This window comes from Leeia aquatica (genome assembly GCF_012641365.1).
Classification (GTDB): domain Bacteria; phylum Pseudomonadota; class Gammaproteobacteria; order Burkholderiales; family Leeiaceae; genus Leeia; species Leeia aquatica.
Genome location: NZ_JABAIM010000002.1, coordinates 58151 through 78497 on the forward strand (window position 1 = coordinate 58151; position 20347 = coordinate 78497).

The following is a 20347-nucleotide window of genomic DNA, read 5'->3' on the forward strand; positions in this document are numbered from 1 at the left end:
ACCCGCCCGCCTGGCTTAGAAGCCCAGGCTGGCCAACAGGTCATCCACTTGCGACTGGTCGGTGACCACATCGCTGCGGCCTTCGGCACTGATCACCGGACCATTCTCCAGTTGACCGTGTACTTCCGGCTTCTTGGCGGCACCCGGGGTATATTCCACCAGGAAGTTGTACAGCTGAACTTCCATTTCCTTGGCCATCTCGACGATCTTCTTGATCACCTGACCGGTCAGATCCTGGAAGTCCTGCGCCATCATGATGTCGAGCAATACACTATCGGTCTGCTTGGCATCCGAGTGCGTACGCTGCAGAAAGGTGCGGGTCTCCCCCACCAATGCTTTGAACTCATCCACGCTCAGCTGGTTGGCAAAGAGCTTGTCCCAACGTTGCGACAAGGCTACCGAGTCATCGGTCAGCTTTTCCTGAAGCGGCTTGGCCAGATCAACCGCACTCAGAACCTTGTCCGCTGCCTGCTCTGTCAATTTAGCGACATAAGCCAGCCGATCCCGAGCGTCAGGTATGGCTTCTGCAACCACCTTCTCAATAGACTTGTCGAAGCCCAGCTCTCGCAACGCATCATGTAGCTTGCGTGTCATCATGCCGATCTGGGTAAACATGGACTTGGCAGGCTCGGACATGGCTGATGGATCCATAGAACTCATCGATGCCATAGTAGGTTCCGCCACTATTTCTGCTACAGCGACCGGAGCAGCGGGCTCGGCGACCACAGGTGCTGGTGTTTCTTTTGCAGTATTGGCCGAAACAATGCTGTCAAACAGTGCTTCCAGATCGGCGGAATCTCCGCTCTCAAAATTCCTGTTGGTCACATTCGCCTCCTGTTATTTTCCGAGGTTCTGGAAGATTTTGTTGAGCTTCTCGTCCAGCGTGGCCGCCGTGAAGGGCTTCACGATGTAGCCACTGGCGCCAGCCGTAGCAGCCTCAATGATGTTTTCCTTCTTCGCCTCTGCCGTGATCATCAGGAAGGGCAATTGCTTCAGGTTAGGGTCTGCCCGCACCGCTCTCAGCAACTCAATGCCGGTCATATTGGGCATGTTCCAGTCGGACACCACGAAGTCAAACTGGCCATTTTGCAGCTTGTGCAGGCCAATCTGCCCGTCTTCGGCTTCATCCACATTGGAGAAACCCAGTTCCTTCAGCAAATTCCTCACAATGCGACGCATGGTGGAAAAGTCATCCACCACCAGGAATTTCATGTTCTTGTCAGTCATGCTTGCCCTCTCCAGTCAGCCTGATGGCCATGTTGGCGTTTTAATTGATCAACAGCGGCTTGATGGTTTCCGCCAATACCACAGGATCGAATTTTGCCACATAAGCGTCCACCCCAACGCTGCTTCCCATGGCCCGGTTGGCATTGGAAGACAACGAAGAGTGCATGACCACCGGGATACCACGGAAACGCTGGTCCCCTTTGATATTCTTGGTCAGCACGTAGCCATCCATCTCAGGCATTTCGGCATCGACCAGGATCAGCTTCAAATGGTCGCGCAGCATTTCTCCTTCACCGAACACCCGGTTGGCCAGGTTCTGCAGCTTGTCCCAGGCTTCCTTGCCATTGTTGGCCTGGTGGTACTTGACACCGATCTTGTCGAGCACGCCGGTAATTTCTCGCCGCGCCACCACGGAGTCATCACAGAAGAACATGTAGATGTCATCACGCACTTCACCAACCTGAACATCGGGGATCACCTTCTCACCGATCACCGAAGCCAGAATCTGCTCGACATCCAGAATCGACACCAGCTTGCCGTCCGGTAATTCGGTTACGGCCGTAATCAGACCTTGCCCTCCGCCCGCCAGCACCCCCTCCGGGGAGCGGACCTTATCCCAGTCCACCCGGATGATGCGGTCCACGTCATGCACCAGAAATGCCTGGGTATGCCGGCTGAATTCGGTCACAATCATGGTCTGCTCACTGCTCTTGATCGCCCCCGGGCTGACGAACTTGGCCAGGGAGATGATGGGGATGATGTTCCCGCGCAGGGAAATCACCCCTTCCACCCCAACCGGCATATTCGGCGTCTTGGTGATGTGTGGCGTCTGCGACACCTCACGCACCTTGAACACATTGATGCCGAAAATCTCACCGGTCCCCAGAGAGAACAGCAGGATTTCCATCTTGTTGGACCCCGCCAGCTTGGTACGGGCGTCTATGCTTTCCAGCAGGTTTTCAGGCGTTTTACCGGACATGGGATCGACCTTCCGTAAGCGACATCACACTCATTCTTCCACCTGAAGCAGGCGGGTCAGCGTTTCAGCAAGCCGTTGTGGTTCAAACTTGGCCACGTACTCATCCACCCCAACGGAATACCCTAACTTCTGGTTCTGCATGCCGGACAGCGAGGAATGCATCAGCACCGGGATGCCACGAAAACGAGGGTCCGTCTTGATGTTCTTGGTCAACATGTAACCATCCATTTCCGGCATTTCCACGTCGGTCAGGATCAGGTTGACGATATCTTTCATCTCCTGGCCATTGGCTTCAGCCAGAGCGGCCATCTTGTCGAGCTCTTCCCACGCCCGCTTGCCGTTGATGGCAAAGTGGTATTTAACCCCCATGATGTCCAGCGTCGTCGCAATCTGTTTGCGCGCCACGGTGGAATCATCGGCAAAATAGATGGTGCGGGGCTTGGGTACTTTGCGAATATTGGCGTAGCTGAGGGAGTCATCGTAGCTGCTGGTTTCTGCCAGCACTTTTTCCACGTCCATCATCATCACCAGCCGGCCATTATCCAGCTCGGTCACCGCCGTAATGATCCCCCCCATCTGCGCGGTCAGCATGTCCGGCGGTACCCGCATCTGCGACCAGTCCAGCCGCAGGATGGTATCCACGGCTTCCACCAGAAAGCCTTGGGTATGACCGTTGTACTCGGTCACGATCATGATCTCGGGGCGGGAGGTGGTTTGTACACCCGTGTATTTGGCCAGATCCACCACCGGCACCAGCGCGCCACGCAGGCTGACCATCCCTTCCACGCAGGCCGGCATTTCCGGTGCATGGGTGATTTCCGGAGTCCGCATCACCTCCCGCACCTTGAACACATTGATGCCGAAGTTTTCGCGGCGACCCGTGCGCTGATCCATCCCCAGCGTAAACAGCAGGATTTCCAGCTTGTTGGTCCCTGCCAGTTTGGTCCGTGCGTCGATTTTTTTGAGTAGTTCAGACACGTTGACACTCCATTCAACTTGGCCGGATTAGACGGAGTTACTGCCCAGCCTATTCGCCGCCAAGTGGCTTGCAACGGCAATTTGCGGCTGACTAGTTACATTCTGTGCATAAAACTGGGGAGTTGCAAGGTAAAGATTTGTGCAATTGACGCAGTGACGGGGCTTGAAGCCGGGCGGGCGGCACCGGGCGCGGGCGGCAGGCGCTACAAGTCTCTGAAGTGGCATGAAAAAACGGCGGGTTTCCCCGCCGTTTCCTGTTACCGCGCATTGCCGGTCTTTATGAGCCGATCACGCCACCATCCGTGCGACGGATCACCACCGTTGCAGCACGCGGGCGTCCGCCAAACGGCCAGCTGCTGACCGCCTTCGGGTTTTTCGGGTCCGAACGCTCGGACGCCGGTTCACCCGGGTGCTGAATGTTGATGAACATGGTCTTCATGTCAGGCGTTGCGGTGATGCCGGTGATTTCGCAGCCCTTGGGCCCCGTCAGGAAGCGGCGGATTTCACCGCTCTTGGTATCGGCCACCAGCATCTGGTTGTTACCCATGCCGGCGTACTCTTTGGCATTGAGTGTACTGGTAGATACATCCGTCTGAATCCACAGCAGGCCACTTGGGTCCACCCACAGCCCGTCCGGGCTACCAAACGCATCACCCTTGATGTTGCCCTTCAGGTTGGCATCGGCCAGCGCCGGGTTACCCGCCTGTACGAACAGATCCCACTTGAAGCTCAGCGCGTGGCTGTCGCCATCTTCACGCCAGCGGATGATCTGGCCAAACAGATTATTTTTGCGCGGGTTGGCCGCATCCACACCCGGCTTGCCTTCCTTGCCACGCTCACTGTTGTTGGTCAGCGTGCAATACACTTCCTTGGTGCGCGGATCCACCGTCACCCACTCCGGGCGATCCATCGGCGTTGCACCAACCTTGTCCCCTGCCGCACGGGCGCGGATGACCACATCAGCCTGGTCGGCAAAGCCATTGGCCGCAGTCAGACCATTCTTGCCATGGCTCAGCTCAATCCATTGGCCGGAACCATCGGCATTGAAACGTGCCACGTACAGCGTACCCTCATCCAGCAGGCTCATATTGGCAGCGCGGTCATTCGGGTTGTAGACATTGCGCGAAACAAACTTGTAGATGTACTCAAAGCGCTTGTCGTCCCCCATGTACACGACAGCACGGCCATCTGCTGCCAGCGTCACGGTGGCGCCTTCGTGGCCCATGCGGCCCAGCGCAGTACGCTTGACCGGTCGGCTGCTCGGGTCAAACGGGTCAATTTCCACCACCCAGCCGAAGCGATTGGCTTCATTCGGCTCTACGGCAGCGTCAAAGCGCTTATCGTGCTGATGCCAGTTGTAGCCCGCGCCTTTCGGGTTGATACCGTAGCGCTTTTCGTTGGCATTTGGATTGGCAGATACAAAGTGGTCCTGCCAGTTTTCTTCACAGGTCAGGTAGGTGCCCCACGGGGTGTAGCCGTTGGCGCAGTTGGAGAAGGTACCCAGCACTTCGCGGCCGCTCGGGTCGGCATTGGTCTGCATGCTGGCGTGGCCTGCAGCCGGGCCGGCAATATCCATCGGCGTGCTGGCGGTAATGCGGCGGGCAAAACGGGACTGCACCACTTGCCAGCGGCCACCCCGGTTCTGCACTTCCACGATCGAGACGCCCACCGCAGCCTGAGCCTTGCGTACCTTCTCGGCACTCCAGTTCTCCGTGCCATCCGTGTGCAGCAGACCATCATCCACATACTCGTGGTTCATGGCCAGCAAACCACGCTCCGAGCTTTGTGAACCATAGGGATAGGGGAAAAACCACATGCCATCATGATGCATGCCTGCTTGCAGCGCCTGCTCAGCTGCCGTATTGCTGGCATCCTCCTTGAAAGCCGGCATGCCTTTCAGGCTGCCGATCGGGTCACCCCAGGCATACATCACGTCAGCACGATAGCCCGGCGGGACGATCACTTTGTCTTCGGTAGACAGCGGTACGGCGGTGAAGCCCAGACTACCGGCACCCACGGTGCTGCCACAGGCGGTCAGACTGGCAGACATGCCGGTGACCATGGCGGTCGCCACCGTGGCTTGCATGAAGCCACGACGGGACAGACGGGTATTCAGGATGCTGGAAAACGGTTCGCTCGAGCTGGGGTTCAGTACCAGCTCGGCGTTGCAGTAATTGTCACTCATTGGTCACCCCCGGTTGAAGAGGACCAAAATGTAACAACGGATTATGACACCACTGTGAAGCCTGAACGCCCGTACACGTTACTTACAGCGCACCGCTGAAAGTATTTTCCTGCGTAGTGCTTGCAGGCGCCTCTACCCCCATGAAGGCCAAAATTTCCTCTTTCTGCTGCATGGCATCCTGATAACCCAGTCGGATCAGGTCCCGGGTATACGGCGGCTCAAACAACAGGTAGCTGGCCAGCACCGAGCCCCCCCGACGCAATGCACCAATACCGCGCAGCAGGTAGCGCACGGCCCAGGGAAAATGCATGGAGTGTTGCGCTGCCAACGCCTCCAGCGGTTTAGAGGGGGCTACCAACAGCACGTCCACCTTACGCATGGGGATGCCCGCCTCCTCCAGCTTGTTCTCCGGGATCAGGTCGAGCAAGCGGTTCAATACCTGCAACCGCTCCAGATCATTCTCGAGGCTGTCCAGAAACGTACCATTGAGCAATTGCCCGGCGACCTGGGCCAAGGAGGGATGGCTGCTGGTTTTGTGTCGCTCCGGCGCCCGTGCATGCGGTGACACGCCGATCACCAGCACCTTGCTGGCACCGAAATGCAAAGCCGGGCTGACCGGCGCATGCTGGCGGATCGAGCCATCGCCAAAATACTCCCGGTGAATCCGCGCCGCCGGAAAAACCAATGGAATGGCCGACGAGGCCAGCAGATGCTCCAGCGACAGCGTACAGGACACGCCCACCCGCTGGGCACGTTGCCAGTTATGGCAAGGATCGCCCTCATAGAAACAGACGGACTGGCCGCTGCTGTAACCCAGCGCGGTCACGCTGACCGCCTTGAGGTTGTCCGCCGCCACGGAAGCCTGGATGTTGCGAAAGGTTATCACCTTCTGCAGAAAGCCCTTAAGCGGGCTGTTATCCAGAAAGGAACGTGGATTGCGCCGCCCCATCCCGCCCAGAAAGAACGACGCCAGCCAGTAGAGAATCTGCTTGCTCACCCCGGCAAAATCCGAGCGGTAAATGCTGTGGCAGTGCAGCGTTTTCCACACCAGTTCCAGCTGGTGGATACCGGCGTGGAACCCGGATGGTTCGGCTGCCAGCGCCGTCGCATTGATGGCACCGGCACTGGTACCCACAATGATGCGGAACGGGAAGCGTCGCTCAGGGGGCAACAGTTTGGCAATCGCCTTCAGCACACCCACCTGATACGCTGCACGCGCACCGCCGCCGGAGAGTATCAGCCCGATTTCATGCTGCTTTGTTTGCCAGCGTGATGACATATGCCCCTCTCAGCTACCACGGGTAGCTTTCTTTCCAGCATATGACAGCCCTGTCGTGCGCGCCAGCCCGTTCTACGACAGCCTCATGACCATGACTTGTCTGCAGGCGCCTCCTCGCTCATCAACTCGGTTTGCCCCCAGCGATACAGTTGATCCAGCAAGGGCCGCAGAGAGAGGCCACGGCTACTGAGTGAGTATTCCACCCGCGGCGGAATCTCGGGAAATACCGTCCGCACAATCATGCCATCAGCCTCCAGCTCTCGCAGTTGCTGGGTCAGCATTTTCTGCGATACCGCCGGAATACGCTTGCGCAGCTCGCCAAAGCGCAAGGTGCCACTGGCCAGACGGTGCAGAATCAAGGGCTTCCACTTGCCCCCAAGAATGTTCAGTGTCATGACCAATGGACAGGTGGGCACACGATCAAGATGCCAGGGTTTTACCGGGCCGGTTTCCATTTCGTAACTCACTAACGGTTTTGTAAGTACTTGTTTTATTTATACATACACAGAGAATAGCAACTTCCCTGACAAACGGAAAGTTATCACATGCAAGCGGTGTACGTTACTCGCATTCCCATCTTGCCCTTGGGTCTGGTCAATGCCCATCTGATCCACACCGGTCAAGGCTGCATTCTGGTCGACAGCGGCTTGCCCGGCAGCAGCGACAAAATCGAGCGGGCCTTGCGCAAGCAGGGCATGGGACTGCGTGATATCCGCTTGATTGTCATCACCCACGCCCATGTAGACCACGCCGGTGAGGCCTGGGCCTTGCGTGAGCGTTGCCATGCCCCCATTCTTGCGCATGCAGGTGACCTGCCTTACTACCATCGGGAACAGCCGATGACGTTCTGCGCCACCGGCTGGTTTGGCCGCGTCTTCCTGAAAACCGGGCTGATGTATCAGTCCTATCCGGCGTTTACTCCGGACATCCTGCTACAGGGTGATGACACGTTTGACCTGACTCCCTATGGCATTGCAGGCACGGTCATCCCGACACCAGGGCACACCCAAGGCTCGCTGTCAGTCGTGCTGCAAGATCGGCAAGCGCTGGTGGGCGACTTGCTGGCTTCCGGCATCCTGCTGGGTGGCGTGATGTGGCATGGCCGCCCCAAGCAACCGCCGTTTGAGGATGATCCGGTACAGGTCGGTACCATCCTGCAGGGCATGCTGGCAGACGGGATGGAGCGCTTTTACATCGGACACGGCGGGCCACTGGATGCCGCAGCAGTGGCACGCCATAGCCATCGCCTGCTATAGCGCAGAACACACACAGGATAGGGTCAAAGCAGGCCGCACCATGCTAACATGCCATCATCATCGAAATGGTGGGCATCATGATCAAGCATACCTTTGCAATACTGACCGCAACGCTCAGCCTCGCCACTGCGGCAGCAGAGCCCATCTGGACCAGCATTCGCCCAGCAGAATGCACGCCACTCACTCGCGCGGCCAGCGGGAAAATGGCGGATGATTACCAACACTGTAAAGGCATGGGGGGCTGGCAGCTGTGGGCAGGCAGCGCTGATAGCCAGCCTGCCAGCTGGCTGCTGCTCGGACGAGGGCAGACCATGTGGAACACCCACACCCTGCTCACCAACCCGCAGCGCTGGGGCCAATTTGCCGGTCTGGGTGCCGACAAGGTGGAATGGCAGCAGCAGGGTGGCATGGCAACCGGCCTCATCTTCCGTGTCAATGGTCAGCAGGACGATGGCCGCAAGCAATCCCGTCTGGTCGCCCTGAAGCTCACTCCCCAGGCTGTACAGTATTGTGGTGATGCCGACACCATAGCGGGCGCCCGTGCCCTGTTGGCGCAAGACCAGTGCAGCACACCGCTTCCCGCGCAGCCCGTACAATGTCTGCATCAAGCGCCGGGGGCTGCAGGATGTCAGTGATGCAGTGTCCGGTTTCCGCCAAAGCAGGACGCCTGCCAGCAAGCGCCACCCGATGACTGCGCTAGGCTGGCAGACACCATCCACAAGGAGCCCCTCATGTCTGCCGCCCGCCACAAGCTGATCCTCTCCCTGCATTGCCCCAGTGCAGCGGGCCAAGTGGCCGACATCTCCCACTTTCTGCACGAGCGTGGCTGCTATATCGACGAAATTGCGGTGTTTGATGATGAAGACGAACAGCGCTTCTTTGTCCGCTGTGTCTTCCACCTGGAACAAGGTCAAGCACCAGACCTGCCCGCCTTGCGCAGTGCCTTCCAGCCGATTGCCGACCGTTACCAGATGCGCTGGGCGCTGCATGACAGCCAGACACGCCCCAAGGTACTGCTGATGGTGTCCAAGCTGGACCATTGCCTGAACGACCTGCTCTACCGCTGGCGGATGGGCGACATCCTGATGGACATCGTCGGCGTGATGTCCAACCATCCCGACCTCGCCAGCCTGGTCACCCCGCACGGCATCCCCTACCACCACCTGCCGATCACCCCGGACACCAAGCCACAGCAGGAAGCCGCCCTGCTGCAGATCATCGACCAGTCCGACGCCGAGCTGGTGGTGCTGGCCCGCTACATGCAGGTACTGTCACCTGAACTCTCCCGCCAACTGGCAGGCCGCGCCATCAACATCCACCACTCCTTCCTGCCCGGCTTCAAAGGCGCCAAGCCCTACCACCAGGCCCACGCCCGGGGTGTGAAACTGATCGGCGCCACCGCCCACTACATCACCGATGATCTGGATGAAGGCCCAATCATCGAGCAAGTGGTCGAGCGCGTCGACCACGCCTTCCGCCCGGAACAACTGCTCGCCACCGGCCGCGACATGGAATGCCTCGCCCTCGCCCGCGCCGTCAAATTCCACCTGGAGCGCCGCGTCTTCCTCAACGACAACCGCACGGTGGTGCTGCGCTAAGGATACCTTATGCCCGTACCAGTTTAAGCAGGGTGATTTCAGACGGAGCACCAAAGCGCTTCGGCGGGCCCCAGTAGCCGGTGCCGCGGCTGGTGTAGATCCACATGTCGGCCAGCCGGTTCAGACCGGCGACAAAGGGTTGTTGCAGTGGCACCAGCCAGTTCCAGGGCAGGAACTGGCCACCGTGGGTGTGGCCGGAGAGTTGCAGGTGAAAGCCTGCCTCGGCGGCCAGTGGCGCGGTGCGGGGCTGGTGGGCCAGCAGGACCTTGACCTGACAATCCTGCGCTCCTGCGATGGCGGCATGGGGGTCGCTACGGTGCTGCGGGATGAACTGGTGGGCGGTGTAGTCGGTGACACCGGCCACCGCGAGCCGCGCCTGCCCCTGCTGAACCTTGACATGCTCATTCATCAGCACGGTGATGCCGAGGCGGCGAACTTCCGCCACCCAGGGCTCGGCTCCGGAGTAATACTCATGGTTGCCGGTAACAAAGTAGCTACCATGCCGGGCCTGCAGGGATGCCAGTGGCGCGGTATGGGCAGACAGGGCTTCAACGCTGCCATCTACCAGATCCCCGGTAATGGCCACCACATCCGGCTGCAGCTGATTTACCGCATCCACAATGGCTTGCAGATACGGCTGGCGAATGGTGGGGCCCACATGGATATCGCTGATCTGTACGATGCGGAAACCTTGCAGGTCTTCCGGCAGCTGGTTGATGGGTACCTCAACGGTCACCACCCGGGCCCGCCGCCGTGCGTTCATCAAACCGATCGCTGAAGCCAGCAGCGCAATCAGCCATACACCCCAGGCACTCCAAACGGTGAAGGCTGGCGGCACCGGCAGCCACAGCAAGACTTCACGCAACAGGGACAACACCATCAGGGTGGAGAACAGACCCAGCGACAGCAAACCCAGCCATTCGAGTGACGAAGCACCGTCCTGTCGCTTGTTGGCACGCGCCAGCAGGCCTCGCGCAATCAGAGGGGTGGACAGCAAAAGCCAAACCCCGAGGGGAATCATCAAAACCACAGGCAGCTGGGGCAATAAACGCCACGCCAGCCAGCCATGCATCAGCAGCAGCAAAGTCAGTACAGTGATGACAACACGACGCGGGGGCATTTCTACTCCAGAATGGGCGTACGGAATCGGTGGCTCAGCATGGTCTTGCCTAAAAGAACGTGCCAGAACCTTTACTTCATGCGGTTCCAGCTGGCAATGGCGTCCTTCTTGTTGGCTTCCGGACGGCTGATGGCGGAACAATTGCCATCTTTGCCAAACTTGGCACACTGTACCCACACCCGGTTGGAACCCGCTTTACGGATTTCACCCGCAGCACCGCATCGGGGGCAGGGTTTGGGGCTAACGGCATCGCTCATGCGGCAGGACTCCTGTATTCAAACAAATGTGGCACCAAAAAACAAACTATGGGCATTAGCATCATTTTTCAATACCTTATTGGATCATTTTCGCAGCGCTTGTAAAATCATAGCCAGCGTTGCTGCGCTGTGCTTTACCATGCCGATGTCGCCTCAGGCTTCGTGGAGTAGGTCCCAACATGTCTCACCATCCGAACCAGTTTGACCTGTTTCGTACCCGCCGCTTCCTGCCCTTGTTTTTGACCCAGTTTCTGGGGGCCTTCAATGATAATCTGCTGAAGAACGCCATCATCGTTCTGATCAGTTTTCACGGCTTGCGGCTGAGCGGACTCTCCGGAGAGGTACTGATCCAGCTGACCGCTGCGCTGTTCATCCTGCCTTTTCTGCTGTTCTCGGCGACCAGCGGCCAAATCTGCGAGAAGTACGACAAAGCCAGCATCGCCCGCATGGTCAAGCTGCTGGAAGTGTTGATCATGCTGGTGGCCGCTGCCGGGTTCTGGCTGAACAACGGCTATATCCTGATGAGCACCATTTTCCTGATGGGGGTTCATTCGACCCTGTTTGGACCGCTCAAGTTCAGCGTGCTGCCGCAGTACCTACGCCCGCATGAGCTGGTGGGTGGTAACGGCATGATCGAGATGGGTACCTTCATTTCCATCATCCTCGGCCAGGTGGCGGGTACCTTGCTGGTGGGCATGGACAGCCACCACGCCACCCTGATCTCCGCGCTGCTGCTGTGTGCAGTGCTGGGCTACCTCAGTTCACGCGCCATGCCCGCGGCACCCAGTAGCGTGCCAGAACTGAAGATAGACTGGAACATGGCCCGGCAGAGCTGGCAGATCGTCAACCACCTGCGCGGCAATCGCCCGGTCTGGCTCGCCTTGCTGGGCATCTCCTGGTTCTGGTTCCTGGGCGCCATCTACTTGTCCAAGCTTCCCTCCTATGCCGATCTGGTGCTCAATGGCGACGAGACGGTCTTCACCCTGCTGATGACGCTGTTTTCAGTCGGGCTGGGTATAGGCTCCATGTTGTGCGAGCGGCTGTCCGGCAGCAAGGTGGAGCTGGGTCTGGTGCCGTTTGGCTCACTGGGCTTGTGCCTGTTCGGCATTGACCTGTATTTTGCCACTCCGGCAATGGCCGCCAGCCGTCTGGATTGGTGGCAGTTCGTGCACCATGCCAGCCATTGGCGTTTGATGGCGGACTTTGCCTTGATCGGCATCTTCGGCGGGCTGTACATCGTTCCGCTGTATGCGCTGGCGCAGTCTCGCACCGAACCAGAATTCCGCTCTCGAGCGATTGCGGCCAACAACATTCTCAATTCGCTGTTCATGATCCTCTCGGCGGCCTTTGCTGCCGTGCTGGCACATTTTCATGTCAGCATCCCGGTGGTGCTGCTGATCACCGCCCTGCTCAATCTGGTGGTGGCCGCCTATATCTACACCTTGCTACCGGAATTCCTGATGCGGTTTGTGGTGTGGATTCTCACTCACACCATGTACCGTATCCGTCATGAAGGTCTGGAGCAGATTCCGGAAGAAGGCCCGTGCGTGCTGGTGTGTAACCATGTCAGCTTCATGGATGCGCTGATTCTGGCCGGCAGCGTGCGCCGCCCGATCCGTTTTGTGATGGACCACAATATCTTCAAGGTGCCGGTCCTGCGCTTCGTGTTCAAGACCGCCAAAGCCATCCCGATCGCCCCGGCCAAGGAAGACCCGGATGCCAAGCAGCGAGCCTTTGATGCGGTGGCTGCCGCCCTGGCCGAAGGGGAAGTGGTCTGCATTTTTCCGGAAGGCCGCCTGACCAGCGATGGGCAGATGTCGCCGTTCCGCACCGGCATTGAAGAAATTATTGCCCGCACCCCGGTGCCGGTGGTGCCGATGGCATTGTGCGGCATGTGGGGCAGCTTCTTCTCGCGTCGCTATGGCAAGGCCATGTTGAGCATTCCGCGCCGGGTCTGGTTCCGTATCGCCCTCAAGGCGGCAGCTCCGGTGCCCCCAGCCGAAGTCAGCGCGGCGGGCTTGCAGCAACAAGTGGCCGCCCTGCGTGGTGACTGGCAATAGGCTGACCGCCAGCGCCAGCGGGCTGTTCCTGCACGCGCTGCACAACTGGCTCCAACCCGGCAGCGCCCCTGCCGAGTGGCGTAACTCGCGTAGTCGGGTACCGTTTGCTCAAGTGGTAGACGGCTTTGCTCGCGCTGCCGACACCCGGCTGGATGTCGGCCTGCGCTTTGCCGAGCACATCAAACCCGGTGCGTTCGGTGCGCTCGGTTACGCTGCCATGACCTGCCGCACCCTGGGGGATGTCCTACCGCTGATCCCGCGCTATGGCAAGCTGGTGTTTGACTTCGGCCAGCCCATTGAGCTGATCCAGCAGCAAGCCGATGACGTCACCCTGCTGTGGGCGCCAGAGCAGGTTGCGCCAGACCTGCCTTGGTCTACGGATCATCCTGGCTTCAGGGCCGTAACGGACAGCATCATTGGCGGCTGGTACCGTTTCGGCTGCTGGATTACCCAGCAATGCAAGCCTCCCAGCCGGGTCACCTTGCGAGCCACTGCCCCGGCAAACCCGCAGCCGTGGCATGACTTCTTCGGCATCCCGGTTGAGTTTGCAGCCCCCTGCAACAGCCTGAGTTTTCCACGCAGCTACCTTGAGCTGCCACTGGCACAGGCCGACAGCGTGCTGCACCAGACACTGCAGCAGCAGGCTGAAGCCTTGCTGCAAGACCTGAACAAGCCCGACCTCGCCCGACAGGTGCAGCATGCCCTGTTGCACTGCCTGCCCTTGGGTGAAGCCACGCTGGCTGAGGTCGCCCGCCAACTGGCCACCACCGAGCGTACCTTGCAACGGCGGCTGGCCGAGCAGATGCTGGGCTTTCAGACCCTGCTCAGCCAGACCCGCTACCAACTGGCACGGCAGCACCTGGCCAACCCGGCACTCAGTGTGCTGGACATCGCCTTGCTGCTGGGCTATGCCGAGCAAAGCGCCTTCAGCAAAGCCTTCCGCCTGTGGTCGGGCCTCTCCCCTGCGCAGTATCGCCATTCCCTAGCCGCTACGCCAACGCATTTGGCGTGAATTGCCAAGCAGCTGGCAGCAATTCACGATGCAATGCCACGCCATCCGCTTACACTGAGGGCTGTCTTCCTGCTGAAGTCGCCTCATGCGCACACCTTCCCGCTTGGCCCCGTGGCACGTTGCCTCCCTGCTGCTCGCTACCCTGTTCTGGGTCAGCCATGCCCTGCCGCCGTCGGTCTGGACGCTAGCCGCCAAAACCGGTGCCATCCTCGCGCTGGCGGCTTGGTGCTGGCCCCATACGCAGGGACTGAGCCGACTGATCCCGCTCGCCTTGCTGGCCCATGCGACCGGCGATGCCCTGCTGGAATGGGCCAGAGTGCAGCAGCAGGACTGGTTGATTCCCGCTGTCGCGGCTTTTCTGGTCGGCCATCTGATCAACCTGCGCCTTTTCTGTGCCTGGCGTCAGCCACGCTGGCTCAGCCCGGTTCTGGCCGGGTTTACCCTGTTGCTGGCCTTGCTGGCGGGAATCCTGGTGCTGCGCGGCTTATGGCTGAGCCAGCCTGCGCTGCTGCGCGTGATCGTACCGATCTATATGTCGGTGCTGCTGGCGATGGCGCTGATGGCCCAGCGTACGGGCAACGTCACCATTGCACTGGGCGCGCTGAGCTATCTGGTATCGGACGCCCTGATTGGGCTGACGCATTTTGCAGGCTGGTTTCCGGGCTTTGAAAGCGGCTGGCTGACCTGGCCCAGCTACTACATCGGCCAATGGGCACTGGTGACCGGTTTACTGCACGTACTGCGAAAGCAAGATTGAGATGGATACCCGTTTGATTGCGCTGGCCGCGCCACTCTTCGTGTTGCTGATGTTACTGGAAGCCTGGCTGAGCCATCGCCGTGGACAGCAGGTGTATCGCAGTCACGATGCCATCAGCAGCATCAGCCTGGGCTTGCTGTCGGTCATTGCCAATGTGCTGACCGCGAGCCTGGGCCTGGCCGCTTACCAGTGGGTCAGCCAGCTCGCCCCGCTACACTTGCCCGCCAGCGCAGCGTGGGTATGGCTGCTGGCATTTGTGCTGTTCGACTTCTGCTACTACTGGCACCACCGGCTGGGGCATACCATTGCCCTGCTGTGGGCGGCCCACAGCGTGCATCATCAGAGTGAAGACTACAATCTCTCCACGGCGCTACGCCAACCCAGTACCACCTTCCTGTTTGGCTGGCTGTTTTATCTGCCGATGGCGCTGCTGGGCATTCCGGTGGCGCTGTATGGCGCGGTCTACTCGTTGAACCTGCTGTATCAGTTCTGGATTCATACCGAGCTGGTGGGGCGTTTGGGCTGGCTCGACCGGGTGTTTGGCTCACCCAGCAATCATCGTGTGCATCATGGTCAGAATGCCTATTGTCTCGACCGTAACTATGGCGGCTTCCTCATGCTGTGGGACCACCTGTTTGGTACTTATGTGGACGAACGGGCAGACGAAGCACCGATCTACGGGGTGCGTGGTGCATTGCATAGCTGGCACCCTCTGGTTGCCAACCTCAAGGTCTATCTGGGCCTGCTGCGGACTTCCTTATCACTGACACGCTGGCGGGACAAATTGCAGGTCTGGCTGCGCCCGCCAGGCTGGACGCCGCAAGGCATTGACCTTAGCTGGGACCCGACAGCATTCCGCAAACATGACCCTGTCTTGCCCGGTGCCTGGCAAGCCTATGCCTGGGCTCAGTTCGGTCTGTGCTATCTGTCCGGCCTGCTCTGGCTGGTGCGATGGCCGGGGCTGGGCAACCCTGTGGGTACCGGGGTCCTGGTGGCTGTGCTGCTGGGGGTGCTGAGCCTGGGGTTCTGGTTAAGCCAGCACACATGGGCCCACCGGCTGGAAGCCGGGCGTTTGCTGCTGACGGCCGGGATGGCCTGGTTTACCCCTCCCCCGGTGCGGTGGGGTGTATTGGCACTGCTTGGCCTGCAAGGTCTGTGGTTGCTGCGCATTTCTGCACGTTCCTCAGCAGCAGGGCAAACCCTTAGTGCAAATGGCTAGTCTGGAGTTCGCTGCCTTCAGGCATCTCGGGATGCTGCAGTTCCCCCTCGCGGTTGGCATACAGGGCCGTGCCACAGTCTTCGCACTGTTCCAGCGGAAACGCGCCGTCCAGCACCCGCACATCGTGCACACCCTGCTCACGCAGGATCGCGCGGATGTCATCCAGCGCGGAGCTGTCTTCCGGTGCTTCGCCCATCAGTGACCACGCCATGCCATAACACACTTGCTCATCGTCAGGACGCAACAGGCCAATCCGATACTCCACCAGCTCCTGCTCATGACAGCCAATGACGGTTGCCGTCAGTTCAGCTGCGGGCAGGTCCAGCGTCATGCTCATGAACTGGATGGCGGCACGCAGGGAAAACGGGCGAGCGGCCCAATCCGCCTGCTTCCACGCGGAGTACAGTACGTCTGGCGCCAGCACTTCATAACCACAACCGCTGAACAGGGGGCGCACGATATGGCTTGCCTCCCGCTGCCAGGCTGATAGTGCAGCATCCCGTGTCGCAGGCTCCTTGCTACCCGGCTGCCAGCGATAGAGCGGCTGCCCTTCTGGCAGGTGCACCACGGCCAGCAGGCAGCGAATATCCGACAGGAAGGACTGGCTTTCCTGCTGCATGCGGGCAGGCAGCGACAGATCCGGGCTGGTGCTTCCCTGCCACTGCGACAGCCAGGCACGGGTTTCACCAAAATGGGCGGGTAGCTGATCCGGGCTCAACCACTGCGGTAGCCAGCGTACCGCTCCGGTCACTGCCAGCACATGCTGCCGCAATGCCTGCTCCAAGGCCTGCAGGGTGTCCGGGGCCACCTCACCGGATGGCAAGGCGAAACGCGACCAACTCAATACCGGCAGCATCAGCAACGCGACTTGTCCGCCCCCTGCTGCTGGCATGGCTGCAGCCACCCACTCCAGCATGCCGATCAGGATATCGTATGCGGTGGGGGATTGCTGCAGCAAATGCTCCAGCAATCCATTGAGGCTGGCCTCATCCTGCTGCTGCAATGCATCCACCACAGCCGCTTCCAGAGCAGGCACCCAGCCGCGCCGCTCCAGCTCGGAGCGCGCTTCGGCGGCGGCCAGCACCAAGGCCGACAAGGATTCGACCCATTCAGGCTGTGCGTGGGGGCGTGGCGGGCGGTAACGGGGCATAATGGACCATTCAGCAAATCAGATATTATACCCCGCCGCACACCGACAAGCTGTGCTCACAAGGTAAAACGCCCCACCATTTCCAGCAGTCGCCGCGACAACTGGCGCAAGTCCTGCACCACCACCGCGGCTTGCTGAAATACGGTGTCACTCTCTTTAGCCATTTTGCTGATACTTTCAGCCGTGCTGGCCATCTCGGTTGCTGCCCGGGATTGCTCGGCCGTCGCCTCGCTGATCTGGCCAATCTGGCTCACCACCTGTGCCATCCCGGTCTGCATGTCCTTGATGTTGTCTGCCACGCCTTCCGCGCTGCTGACCCCAAGCTGCACACGTTGACGGGTATCGGCCATCTGGCTGGCTGCAGTAGTCGTCTCGCCCTGCATCTGCCCAATCATGTTGCCAATTTCGATGGTCGCCTGGCTAGTACGTTCAGCCAGCTTGCGTACTTCATCAGCCACCACCGCAAAGCCTCGCCCCTGCTCCCCTGCGCGTGCGGCTTCAATGGCAGCATTCAAGGCCAGCAGGTTAGTCTGGTCAGCAATTTCGCGAATCACACCCACCACGTCCTGAATGGAACGCGAGCGGTTTTCCACCCGAGCGACCAGCTCGGACAACTGCACCACCGATTGCGACATTTGCTGCATGTCCTGGGTCAGCTGCGCCACCACCCGCATACTGTCCTGCGAACGATCCTGCATCGCCTGCATGGCATGATTGGCCTCGCGCGCACCCTCGGCAACCTGGATGATCCGCTGGCTGACATGCTCGACAGTGGCTGCGCTTTCCTGCGCCATCATGGCCTGCTGGCTGGTTTCTGCAGACATGGTCTGCGTCATCTGCTCGATGTGCTGACTCCCCTGCTCCATGCGCACCGACTCTTCCTGTACCGAGCGAAGCATGTGCTGCAACTGGCTAACAAACTGATTGAAGTGCCGAGCAATATCGCCTAGTTCATCTCCCCGGTTTTCCGGCAGTCGTACGGTCAAATCTCCAACACCAGAGCCAAGGTCCGTCATGGCAGCCCGGAGTCGACGCAATGGCTGCGAAATGAGTTTTCCCAGCAGCAATGACAGCAAGATGGTGGATAACAGGACCAGCGCAGCCAAAACCAATGAGGAAATAAAAGCCTCCCGCATGGCAAGGCGAACCGATAAAAGATTCTCATCGGCCACCATGATCAAGGTGTCGCCACTGGGTAAGGTGTACGGAATATAGACACTGCGAAACTGCCCATATTCATCTTCATATTCGAAAAACTGTGTCTTGCGTTCTCGAAAAGCAGCTACCAAGCCTTCATTGAGCTTACCGTAAGGCTCCATGTATGAATGCTTGCCCGCCTCTTGCAGTTCTTCCTCCGCCAGTGAGGACTGGAGGTTGTAGACTTTACCATCCACCATGACCAGTCCATAGATGAACGGCAAATTGGCGGCCTTGGCGTAGCCCGTCAACTGTTCGGAGATCTGACGCATCAGCTTAGGATCAACTGCCGCTCCTTTGGGCATACTCAGTGCAGGACGAGCAATAAACGGAAATGCCTCTGCAGCCACAGTCAGCCGGGCATCAATCCTGGCCAATGCTTGCTGACGGCTATGCCAGACATCATAGGCAGTAAAGATGCCTATCGATACCATGGCCACCAAGATGAACAGCCACTGCAATTTACGCTGCAGACTCATTGCTTTCATGCCTTCACTCGGTTTCGTATCATTGTCACTGCATTCTAGGTGCTCAGAACCAAAAAACAAAAGGCCGCACAAGGCGGCCTTTGTAGAAGCGTGGACTGACCGATCAGGCCGGACGCACGTTCACAGTGATGTTGGCTGTCACATCGTGATGCAGGGCCACAACCACAGCGTACTCGCCGATGGCCTTGAACGGGCCTTCCGGCAGGCGCACTTCAGCACGCACCACAGCGTGACCAGCAGCGGTCAGCGCTTCAGCGATGTCAACGTTGTTCACGGAGCCAAACAGCTTGCCGTCCACACCCGCTTTTTGTACCAGCTCCAGCACGAAGCCTTCCAGCTTCTCGGCACGCACCTGGCACTCGGCCAGCTTGGCAGCCTCGGCCTTTTCCAGCTCAGCGCGGCGTGCTTCAAATTCCTTCAGGTTGGCATCGGTCGCGCGGCGAGCCTTGCCAGTCGGGATCAGGAAGTTACGTGCGTAGCCGTCTTTCACCTTCACAACATCGCCCAGTTGGCCGAGGTTGGCTACTTTTTCCATCAGAATGATTTGCATGGCGGAATGACCTCTTCAGCGCTTAGTGGTTATCGGTGTACGGCAGCAGGGCCAGGAAGCGGGCGCGCTTGACCGCGGCCGACAGCTGACGCTGATAGCGAGCCTTGGTACCGGTGATGCGGGCCGGGATGATCTTCCCGTTTTCGCTGATGAAATCCTTCAGCAGATCCACATCCTTGTAGTCCACTTGTTTGATGCCTTCCGCGGTAAAGCGGCAGAATTTTTTGCGCTTGAACAGATTACGAGACATTTCTCGCTCCTTGTCTGAATTCGTTTATATGCTTGTTTCGTTCAACACGGCAGTCACATGCAGTATCGGGCGCGGATAGCGGAGGCTTTTGGCAGCCAGGAACCCACTGAAAGTGTGTTCTACATCCCCCGGCAAACGATCCAGCTCTGTTGCCAGAGGACCGAGGGCTACCGCCTCGATGGTGCATTGCACCTCACGCTGCCTGCCCGCCTCCACCTGAACCGACTGGTGGGCAATCTGGAACCGGCTTACCGGTGTTCCCGCCGGGGTGTAGGCCAGGGCTTGACGCTCCTGAACCTTGCCTCGCAGCAGAACCTGATTGCTGGCCTGCATTTGCCCTGATCCGTGATCAGGCCTGTGCTTCTGCCTTGCTTTCTGCGTTGTCCATCAGCGACTTGGACTTCTCTTCCTTCATCATCGGGGAAGCGGCAGTCACGGCTTCATCCATTTTCACAACCAGATGGCGCAGCACGGCGTCGTTGAACTTGAAAGCATGTTCGAGCTCATCCAGGGTTTCCTGGTTGATTTCGATGTTCATCAGCACATAGTGTGCCTTGTGAATCTTCTGGATCGGGTAAGCCAGCTGACGACGGCCCCAGTCTTCCAGACGATGGATCTGGCCGCCGTTACCGGTGATCAGGGTCTTGTAACGGTTGACCATGGCCGGCACTTGCTCGCTTTGGTCCGGGTGGACGATGAAAACGATCTCGTAATGACGCATATATGCTCCTTATGGAAAAAGCCTGCCGTATGCGTTTCGGTCAGGCAAGGTTTGGCTAAACGCA

At 59.2% G+C, this 20347-nt stretch carries 22 protein-coding genes; 7 read left to right on the top strand and 15 right to left on the bottom strand.

Translation table 11 applies throughout. The annotated features are described in order from the left end of the window. Positions 1-15: 15 nt before the first annotated feature. From cheZ to HF682_RS09385, 7 genes are all read right to left on the bottom strand, one after another. Positions 16-669 (bottom strand): protein phosphatase CheZ, encoded by a 654-nt coding sequence (cheZ, locus tag HF682_RS09355; RefSeq protein ID WP_308418734.1) that lies wholly within the window; start codon positions 667-669, stop codon positions 16-18. A gap of 168 nt (positions 670-837) precedes the next feature. Next, positions 838-1227 carry a chemotaxis response regulator CheY gene (cheY, locus tag HF682_RS09360; protein WP_168877037.1) on the bottom strand — a complete coding sequence of 130 codons (390 nt, stop codon included), beginning with the start codon at positions 1225-1227 and terminating at the stop codon, positions 838-840. Positions 1228-1267: 40 nt separating this feature from the next. Continuing rightward, on the bottom strand, positions 1268-2206 hold the full coding sequence (locus tag HF682_RS09365) for a chemotaxis protein (protein WP_168877038.1): 939 nt from the start codon (positions 2204-2206) through the stop codon (positions 1268-1270). A gap of 30 nt (positions 2207-2236) precedes the next feature. Continuing rightward, positions 2237-3184, bottom strand: a complete 948-nt coding sequence (locus tag HF682_RS09370; RefSeq protein ID WP_168877039.1) for a chemotaxis protein — start codon at positions 3182-3184, stop codon at positions 2237-2239. A gap of 277 nt (positions 3185-3461) precedes the next feature. Continuing rightward, positions 3462-5369: a PhoX family protein gene (locus tag HF682_RS09375; protein ID WP_168877040.1), complete on the bottom strand. Its 1908-nt coding sequence runs from the start codon at positions 5367-5369 to the stop codon at positions 3462-3464. 82 nt (positions 5370-5451) lie between these two features. After that, complete coding sequence (locus HF682_RS09380) at positions 5452-6648, bottom strand: patatin-like phospholipase family protein (RefSeq protein ID WP_168877041.1); 1197 nt, start codon at positions 6646-6648, stop codon at positions 5452-5454. Positions 6649-6731: 83 nt separating this feature from the next. Beyond that, entirely contained in the window at positions 6732-7043 is a 312-nt protein-coding gene (locus tag HF682_RS09385; protein ID WP_205882011.1) for a winged helix-turn-helix transcriptional regulator, read from the bottom strand. Between the two features lie 150 nt (positions 7044-7193). Here HF682_RS09385 and HF682_RS09390 point away from each other — a divergent pair, with 150 nt between their 5' ends. The 3 genes from HF682_RS09390 (at position 7194) to purU (ending at position 9502) form a co-directional block, all read left to right on the top strand. Continuing rightward, a complete protein-coding gene (locus HF682_RS09390) occupies positions 7194-7904 on the top strand; it encodes an MBL fold metallo-hydrolase (RefSeq protein WP_168877042.1) in 711 nt (236 codons plus the stop codon). A 77-nt stretch (positions 7905-7981) separates the two neighbouring features. Beyond that, positions 7982-8539 (top strand): hypothetical protein, encoded by a 558-nt coding sequence (locus HF682_RS09395; RefSeq protein WP_168877043.1) that lies wholly within the window; start codon positions 7982-7984, stop codon positions 8537-8539. A gap of 96 nt (positions 8540-8635) precedes the next feature. Continuing rightward, a complete protein-coding gene (gene purU / locus HF682_RS09400; RefSeq protein ID WP_168877044.1) occupies positions 8636-9502 on the top strand; it encodes a formyltetrahydrofolate deformylase in 867 nt (288 codons plus the stop codon). Between the two features lie 7 nt (positions 9503-9509). Here purU and HF682_RS09405 read toward each other — a convergent pair whose 3' ends face one another. Together HF682_RS09405 and HF682_RS09410 are read right to left on the bottom strand one after the other, a co-directional pair. Beyond that, the gene (locus tag HF682_RS09405; protein ID WP_168877045.1) at positions 9510-10622 is read right to left on the bottom strand and encodes a metallophosphoesterase; all 1113 of its coding nucleotides are present in this window, start codon (positions 10620-10622) and stop codon (positions 9510-9512) included. A 71-nt stretch (positions 10623-10693) separates the two neighbouring features. Beyond that, positions 10694-10879, bottom strand: a complete 186-nt coding sequence (locus tag HF682_RS09410; RefSeq protein WP_168877046.1) for a Lar family restriction alleviation protein — start codon at positions 10877-10879, stop codon at positions 10694-10696. A gap of 179 nt (positions 10880-11058) precedes the next feature. Between HF682_RS09410 and HF682_RS09415 the strand changes: the two genes are divergently transcribed. The 4 genes from HF682_RS09415 to HF682_RS09430 all read left to right on the top strand — a co-directional run bounded on the left by HF682_RS09415 (position 11059) and on the right by HF682_RS09430 (position 15927). Beyond that, on the top strand, positions 11059-12939 hold the full coding sequence (locus tag HF682_RS09415; RefSeq protein ID WP_168877047.1) for an MFS transporter: 1881 nt from the start codon (positions 11059-11061) through the stop codon (positions 12937-12939). After that, positions 12926-13951: an AraC family transcriptional regulator gene (locus HF682_RS09420; RefSeq protein ID WP_168877048.1), complete on the top strand. Its 1026-nt coding sequence runs from the start codon at positions 12926-12928 to the stop codon at positions 13949-13951. The genes HF682_RS09415 and HF682_RS09420 overlap by 14 nt, the downstream gene beginning before the upstream one ends. An 85-nt stretch (positions 13952-14036) precedes the next feature. Beyond that, on the top strand, positions 14037-14708 hold the full coding sequence (locus HF682_RS09425; RefSeq protein ID WP_168877049.1) for a lysoplasmalogenase family protein: 672 nt from the start codon (positions 14037-14039) through the stop codon (positions 14706-14708). A gap of 1 nt (position 14709) precedes the next feature. After that, positions 14710-15927: a sterol desaturase family protein gene (locus tag HF682_RS09430; RefSeq protein ID WP_168877050.1), complete on the top strand. Its 1218-nt coding sequence runs from the start codon at positions 14710-14712 to the stop codon at positions 15925-15927. Here HF682_RS09430 and HF682_RS09435 read toward each other — a convergent pair. From HF682_RS09435 to rpsF, 6 genes are all read right to left on the bottom strand, one after another. After that, positions 15911-17077, bottom strand: coding sequence for a DUF2863 family protein (locus HF682_RS09435; RefSeq protein ID WP_168877051.1), 1167 nt, complete (start codon positions 17075-17077; stop codon positions 15911-15913). The genes HF682_RS09430 and HF682_RS09435 overlap by 17 nt on opposite strands. 56 nt (positions 17078-17133) lie before the next feature. Next, on the bottom strand, positions 17134-18762 hold the full coding sequence (locus tag HF682_RS09440) for a methyl-accepting chemotaxis protein (protein WP_168877052.1): 1629 nt from the start codon (positions 18760-18762) through the stop codon (positions 17134-17136). A 103-nt stretch (positions 18763-18865) separates the two neighbouring features. Beyond that, complete coding sequence (gene rplI, locus HF682_RS09445; protein WP_168877053.1) at positions 18866-19312, bottom strand: 50S ribosomal protein L9; 447 nt, start codon at positions 19310-19312, stop codon at positions 18866-18868. A 22-nt stretch (positions 19313-19334) separates the two neighbouring features. Continuing rightward, positions 19335-19562, bottom strand: a complete 228-nt coding sequence (gene rpsR / locus HF682_RS09450) for a 30S ribosomal protein S18 (RefSeq protein ID WP_168877054.1) — start codon at positions 19560-19562, stop codon at positions 19335-19337. Between the two features lie 24 nt (positions 19563-19586). Continuing rightward, entirely contained in the window at positions 19587-19895 is a 309-nt protein-coding gene (priB, locus tag HF682_RS09455; protein WP_168877055.1) for a primosomal replication protein N, read from the bottom strand. A 16-nt stretch (positions 19896-19911) separates the two neighbouring features. Next, the gene (gene rpsF, locus HF682_RS09460; RefSeq protein ID WP_168877056.1) at positions 19912-20283 is read right to left on the bottom strand and encodes a 30S ribosomal protein S6; all 372 of its coding nucleotides are present in this window, start codon (positions 20281-20283) and stop codon (positions 19912-19914) included. Positions 20284-20347: the final 64 nt, after the last annotated feature.

Coding starts and splice junctions, on each gene's coding strand:
- HF682_RS09410 (WP_168877046.1), bottom strand. CDS start 10,879: ATGAGCGATGCCGTTAGCCCCAAACCCTGCCCCCGATGCGGTGCTGCG.
- HF682_RS09390 (WP_168877042.1), top strand. CDS start 7,194: ATGCAAGCGGTGTACGTTACTCGCATTCCCATCTTGCCCTTGGGTCTG.
- HF682_RS09365 (WP_168877038.1), bottom strand. CDS start 2,206: ATGTCCGGTAAAACGCCTGAAAACCTGCTGGAAAGCATAGACGCCCGT.
- HF682_RS09375 (WP_168877040.1), bottom strand. CDS start 5,369: ATGAGTGACAATTACTGCAACGCCGAGCTGGTACTGAACCCCAGCTCG.
- HF682_RS09415 (WP_168877047.1), top strand. CDS start 11,059: ATGTCTCACCATCCGAACCAGTTTGACCTGTTTCGTACCCGCCGCTTC.
- HF682_RS09425 (WP_168877049.1), top strand. CDS start 14,037: ATGCGCACACCTTCCCGCTTGGCCCCGTGGCACGTTGCCTCCCTGCTG.
- rplI (WP_168877053.1), bottom strand. CDS start 19,312: ATGCAAATCATTCTGATGGAAAAAGTAGCCAACCTCGGCCAACTGGGC.
- cheY (WP_168877037.1), bottom strand. CDS start 1,227: ATGACTGACAAGAACATGAAATTCCTGGTGGTGGATGACTTTTCCACC.
- HF682_RS09405 (WP_168877045.1), bottom strand. CDS start 10,622: ATGCCCCCGCGTCGTGTTGTCATCACTGTACTGACTTTGCTGCTGCTG.
- HF682_RS09380 (WP_168877041.1), bottom strand. CDS start 6,648: ATGTCATCACGCTGGCAAACAAAGCAGCATGAAATCGGGCTGATACTC.
- rpsF (WP_168877056.1), bottom strand. CDS start 20,283: ATGCGTCATTACGAGATCGTTTTCATCGTCCACCCGGACCAAAGCGAG.
- HF682_RS09430 (WP_168877050.1), top strand. CDS start 14,710: ATGGATACCCGTTTGATTGCGCTGGCCGCGCCACTCTTCGTGTTGCTG.
- cheZ (WP_308418734.1), bottom strand. CDS start 669: ATGGCATCGATGAGTTCTATGGATCCATCAGCCATGTCCGAGCCTGCC.
- HF682_RS09385 (WP_205882011.1), bottom strand. CDS start 7,043: ATGACACTGAACATTCTTGGGGGCAAGTGGAAGCCCTTGATTCTGCAC.
- purU (WP_168877044.1), top strand. CDS start 8,636: ATGTCTGCCGCCCGCCACAAGCTGATCCTCTCCCTGCATTGCCCCAGT.
- HF682_RS09440 (WP_168877052.1), bottom strand. CDS start 18,762: ATGAAAGCAATGAGTCTGCAGCGTAAATTGCAGTGGCTGTTCATCTTG.
- priB (WP_168877055.1), bottom strand. CDS start 19,895: ATGCAGGCCAGCAATCAGGTTCTGCTGCGAGGCAAGGTTCAGGAGCGT.
- HF682_RS09435 (WP_168877051.1), bottom strand. CDS start 17,077: ATGCCCCGTTACCGCCCGCCACGCCCCCACGCACAGCCTGAATGGGTC.
- HF682_RS09395 (WP_168877043.1), top strand. CDS start 7,982: ATGATCAAGCATACCTTTGCAATACTGACCGCAACGCTCAGCCTCGCC.
- rpsR (WP_168877054.1), bottom strand. CDS start 19,562: ATGTCTCGTAATCTGTTCAAGCGCAAAAAATTCTGCCGCTTTACCGCG.